Source organism: Yaniella soli (genome assembly GCF_054782375.1).
Genome location: NZ_BAAGSP010000065.1, coordinates 1 through 2,471, shown reverse-complemented (window position 1 = coordinate 2,471; position 2,471 = coordinate 1). Strand labels below are relative to the sequence as shown.

The 2,471-nt window shown below is 56.5% G+C and carries 4 protein-coding genes and 1 pseudogene; all 5 read right to left on the bottom strand.

The annotated features are described in order from the left end of the window. Positions 1 to 92: 92 nt before the first annotated feature. Positions 93 to 269 (bottom strand): annotated as a pseudogene (locus ACYVJT_RS15175) (HigA family addiction module antitoxin); the annotation flags it as partial. A 126-nt stretch (positions 270 to 395) separates the two neighbouring features. Continuing rightward, a complete protein-coding gene (locus tag ACYVJT_RS15170; RefSeq protein WP_343959769.1) occupies positions 396 to 929 on the bottom strand; it encodes a hypothetical protein in 534 nt (177 codons plus the stop codon). 391 nt (positions 930 to 1,320) lie between these two features. Beyond that, complete coding sequence (locus tag ACYVJT_RS15165) at positions 1,321 to 1,449, bottom strand: hypothetical protein (RefSeq protein WP_343959771.1); 129 nt, start codon at positions 1,447 to 1,449, stop codon at positions 1,321 to 1,323. A gap of 3 nt (positions 1,450 to 1,452) precedes the next feature. Beyond that, positions 1,453 to 1,755 (bottom strand): HigA family addiction module antitoxin, encoded by a 303-nt coding sequence (locus ACYVJT_RS15160; protein WP_343959773.1) that lies wholly within the window; start codon positions 1,753 to 1,755, stop codon positions 1,453 to 1,455. After that, entirely contained in the window at positions 1,742 to 1,915 is a 174-nt protein-coding gene (locus ACYVJT_RS15155; protein ID WP_499418548.1) for a type II toxin-antitoxin system RelE/ParE family toxin, read from the bottom strand. The genes ACYVJT_RS15160 and ACYVJT_RS15155 overlap by 14 nt, the downstream gene beginning before the upstream one ends. Between the last annotated feature and the right edge of the window lie 556 nt (positions 1,916 to 2,471).

Below are 2,471 nucleotides of genomic sequence, written 5' to 3'. Positions count from 1 at the left end.
GAGCCTCATTATGGCGACGTCAACACCAATACCGGGCCCAGCAATATCACTACACAGCACGCGGCCACACTTTACAAACACGACTGTAGTACTAGGCGCAAAGCCGTATCAGCTGTAATGGTCCGTGTCCCATGCACGATCTCATTGATCCGGCAGGGGGGTACTCCGATGGATACCGCGGGCTTATTCTGTGTGATTTCGAAGCCCTCGATGAAGTCCGCCAAGAGCATTTCACCCGGGTGAATCGGCGGATACAGTTTCTCAGACATCCTCCCTCCTTCGTGGTAGTCGTTAGAAATGGCATATGAAGGCCTCACACGTTAAATCTAAATTCGACCACGTCGCCGCAGATAACAACCTTTGGCATGCGGGACCTCATTTCTGGCTCGCAAAAGTTATGTTGTGATGCCACTCGCGCAGCTCGTCCCACGAAAGCTTCCTTGAATGCACCAGTCGCCACCGATCATCGTCCTCGATGAGAACTTGCATCCTAAGACGCGCCACACCGCGGGCACGATCAAGAAGGTTCCGCCCTCTTCGCGCATTTCCCACTGCGTCTCCGGGGTGAATGTCTCTTCCGTAGTGAACGAACGTGAGCAGAAATCAAAGTCGATGCGGGAAAGTTCGAGAGTACGAACGTCCTCGTTGGTGCGAAGTATAAGCCACTGCAAGCCGTCAGAGCTGTCGGCATCTACTTCTGAAGCTGCCGCGGCAAGCACCGGGTGAACGTCAGCCTTCTGCTCAGCGCAGGGGCAGACGATAAGTAGCTCTTCCCAGGCCGAGTCGCCATCGATGTGCGAGGGCAATCTGAACGTCATATTGCTCGAGGAGAGATCTTCGAGTTCAGCCTCGAACGAGCTCGTCGCCGAACACCCCGGCAGTAACACCATTGCCGTGAACGCCAGAGCAGGTATTGAGTCAACTCGCACAAAACGCACTTTCAAGTCAGATCGTACCATCCTATCTAACGATGCCAACGCGATCCGACGACCCGAACCCAACGGTGAGCTAATACCAGCCGCTGCCGATCAACCAAAGCCAGCGATACGCACAGCGCGTCTGCCGCTCGGCAACGATTACATACCTAGCCCACCACAAAGCGCTAACGTCGAACCCCGCGGAGGGATACGGCGCTTGGGCAAGACGCTAAAACGGAACGCTACTATACGTTGAATCTCCTCTCCACCGTGTTCCGGTAGAGAGCAACCTTTCGCGATCGCACTCGGCAGTATCGTCGCCGACGCCCACGGTCCCTCCGCCATGACCGACGACTCTGCCGTTGCGCCAAACGAAGACGTCGACGTCGTGCGGCGCATACCCCTATGGCGGATCAGGGCCCCACTCGCCGCAGTCAGCCTGATATTCGTCGTCGAAGAGACGGCGAGGCTCGGTGCGGTCACTGGTGGTCAGTTTATCGTGCGCAACGACGTGGATCGCAACTTTCGTCACGCATCACGCGACCTGCAGGGGCTTGATCCCGTCGATCTGTTCCCCGGCCCAGTGCTCGGCGCGATCGAGGTCGTAGTGGCTCTGCAGATTAATCCAGAACCCCGCCGGCGTACCGAAGTACTTCGCGAGACGCAAAGCGATCTGCGCTGTGATCCCGCGCTTACGGTGCACAATCTCGTTAATCCGCCTGGGCGGGACGTCGATCGACACGGCGAGTTTGTTCTGCGTGATGCCGAATCCCCCGATGAAGTCCTTCATGAGGACCTCCCCTGGGTAGATCGGCTCGATCTTGTCAGTGGTAGTCAACGATCTCCACCTCCTCTATTCCGGCGTCCGTCGGCACGAAGCAGATACGCCACTGTTCGTTGATCCTGATGCTGTACCGACCGGCCCAGTCACCCTTGAGCACATCGAGCCGATTACCGGGTGGGACGCGGAGGGCATCAAACATCTCTGCTGACCCCACCTGACGAAGCTGGCGAAGCACGACTCGATGGATCCGAGGATTGATCGAGCGCTCGCTCACGACGCCACAGCCGTTCGGTGTCCTTGCTGCCGAACGATTTGATCACGAGCTCAGGAGATAACGAAGACCGTCATTAACGCTAGACGTTAAACCTGAACTCCACCGCATTCCGAACAAGACTTACGTTATGCCTTGAGCCTGGAGTCCAACAACGCGATGCTCACTACGAACACACGGTCAAGCGGAAATTTCAACCAACTTCACACGCAACCAACCCAACGCGGCCTGTACCAGCAGCCTAATGTTTGGAGCTTTCCATAATGGAAAGACTGTGCTACCTTTCCAACATGGAAAGATTCAACCCTTCATCAGCCGCCCACCGACTCGATCTTATCTCCAGGTACCAAAGTCGTATGGGTCAACGTCTGCATAGCACTTTCGTTGCGTACGCCTGTTTAGGGGCTCTTCCGGTTTAAGGGTGGGGTTGGTGGTCTAGGCCGCCTGCGATCAGCAACATTCTGAGTCGGTAGTTGTGGGGGTTTCGGAAGCCGCGGGC